This is a genomic window from Aquimarina sp., assembly GCF_977115655.1.
On record NZ_CDSBKO010000138.1, the window covers coordinates 1 to 2,561 of the forward strand.

The following is a 2,561-nucleotide window of genomic DNA, read 5'->3' on the forward strand; positions in this document are numbered from 1 at the left end:
AATAGAAATAGAGGATTGTCAGGTATTTCTATGTTAAATGGAGCACTAGCGCAATATGGGCTTTCTGCTTCGGCTCATACAAAAAAGAAAGAAAAATGGGTGCTTAGTTTTGGAGATACTGAACAAGAATTTGGGGAGAATTTCTTCTCTAAAGATTTCCCTAATGATGCCAATTTGATGAATAAAGAATTAAGTTTATGTCAAGATGGAGGCTGTTTTGATCCAATTGATTTCAATAGAGATAATGCCAAGACTATTTATAAAAAATTAGTAAAAAATATAGGAAACCTTATTAGGTTAAGAAATGAAGCGATTACAAATGGAACGGCTAGAGAGGCAGTCTATATAACTGATTTTGTTTCTAAAACAAGTGATCTAGTTGGTTTTGATATTCAAGTTAAGACTAGAGAAATAAATTATGACGGAGGTAGTATTGAAATTGTAGCAAACCTAGGAAAAGGGGAAAGAGTAACCACAGCTCATTCTTTAAGACCAACTAAAGGTATTGGAAAAGTTTGGCAATTTGAATTCCAAATTTTAGGAGAGGGAAGAAATAAGCTTAAAAATCACAGTGGAACTTTTTTCAAGCCAGCTCTATTGCGCTTGATTTTTAAAAATAACGCACAATACAATAGATTTATTAATAATATAAATAAAGAGAGTAGATGAATAAGATAATAATTTTATGTTTGGTTATGTTGATTTCTTGTAAAAAAGAAATCTCATCATCATTATCATGATTTTATTTAAGTAATATTTCTACTTTGCTAATCTAAAGGCTGGGCCCTAGTATGCGCTAGTGCCAGTTTGTAACTGGTACCGTACCAGATTGGCGGGTATACATAGTAAAAAAAGAAAAATCCACAACGTTGTAAAAGAGGTTGTGGGTTTTAAAGTTCTTTGATATATAAAATCCTTTGGGGTAAACTGGTACGAGATGCCACTTAGATCGTATGATCCAACCATCGCAAGATGGAACCGTATCGACCCTATTACCCATCATGGGTTGTCCACCTACAATGCCTTTGGGAACAATCCCGTATATTATAATGACCCCAGTGGTGGTAGCCACCATGAGATCAGAGAAGGCAGAATGGTAAATAGTGGAGACTATCGTAATGATGGTAGAGTAAGTTATAACTGGAACACAGGGCAGTATGAAAACAGTAATGGTGATGCTGTTAGTTTTGGGACTGCTTTATCTTCTGTAGGGGTATCTATGAGTGATACAAACCGTAGTGGTATGTCTGGACTAGCCATGCTACAATCTGGGCTTGATACTTTAGGAGGAAACTTAACTGCTAATAGTTGTTGCGAGAGTAATCCGTATAGTTTCCCAAATTTTGGTGGGGAAACGGCTGTTTTGGATGAAGTGGTTATCAAAGCAGTAAACAAGAATAAATTCCCTTCTGGTTTTGCTTGGACCATGAATGAGAATTTGAATTTTGGTCTTGCTGGTGCATATAGAGATAGATGGAACAGTCATTTCGATGGGTTTTCAGGTAATTATAATGCTGGCTGGGAAAGTTGGGATCCAAATGGGGTAGGAAATTTTTGGATGAATGCAACCATATATGGTGTAGGAGGATCTTTGGGTCTTGCAGGAGGATCTATGATTAGTAGTTATGCTATTCATGATACTGTTGGAAGTGTAGTATCTAATGGATATGCTTCTTATCAAGCTTATAGCATATATGCCTATACATATGTGAACGCTTACGGTAATGTCTACCTCCAATCGTCTGTAGCTTCATTAGGCATTTTTTATTTTAAAAACACTCCAAAACCTATAAGAAGTTTACTTTATAATAAACATGTGTATAGAACGTTAATGAATCCGAAAAATCTTAAAGATATAGATATTTCAAAACATTTATTCTTTAAAGGGCCTAAGGTGTTTAACAAAATAGTACGAGGTGGGGCTGGTATGTTCGAATAATTAATTGATATGGATGAACAAATTCTAATAGCTCAAAAAAACAAACTCATTAATCTGTTAAATAAATTAGATAATACTAACTCAATAAAAAAGAGTATCCATTTTTATTCTTTGTTAAATATTACAGATATATTAACAGATAAGAAAAATAAAAAAAGACCTGAGGAATTAAGACATCAGATTTATGAATATTACGAATTGATTTTCAATAAAAATTTAGAATTTAATAAATTTGATAGTATAGAAAATTATACGAAGTTCATATTTCCTTCAGGAAAATATATGATATCCAATTATGGATTTAAATCAACACATAGTCTATATAATCGTACTATTTTAGGCATAATTTCAGATTTGATTCTTGTAGGATGGAATAATTTTTGGTTGTTTGGTTATCCAATACCAATATTTACTTTTACTCTAACTGTTCTTGGTTTCTATAGAAGATATCAAGCAAAGAAGAAAAAGAAATATTTTGCTGGTAATTACTAACCCCCTGGGTCCTAGTATACGCTAGTGCTCGACTCTGTCGGGTACCGTACCAGATTGGCGGGTATACCTGGTAAAAAAAAAGAAAAATCCACAACGTTGTAAAAGATGTTGTGGGTTTTAAAGTTCTTTG

The 2,561-nt window shown here is 33.4% G+C and carries 3 protein-coding genes; all 3 read left to right on the forward strand.

Going from position 1 to position 2,561, the window contains the following annotated elements; genetic code table 11:
* On the forward strand, nucleotides 1-669 hold a 669-nt coding region (locus tag ACZIYX_RS23805; protein WP_462684757.1), incomplete at its 5' end, for a hypothetical protein.
* 268 nt (nucleotides 670-937) lie between these two features.
* The gene (locus tag ACZIYX_RS23810) at nucleotides 938-1,939 is read left to right on the forward strand and encodes an RHS repeat-associated core domain-containing protein (RefSeq protein WP_462684758.1); all 1,002 of its coding nucleotides are present in this window, start codon (nucleotides 938-940) and stop codon (nucleotides 1,937-1,939) included.
* Nucleotides 1,940-1,948: 9 nt separating this feature from the next.
* Nucleotides 1,949-2,431: a hypothetical protein gene (locus ACZIYX_RS23815; protein ID WP_462684759.1), complete on the forward strand. Its 483-nt coding sequence runs from the start codon at nucleotides 1,949-1,951 to the stop codon at nucleotides 2,429-2,431.
* The last annotated feature ends 130 nt before the right edge of the window (nucleotides 2,432-2,561 follow it).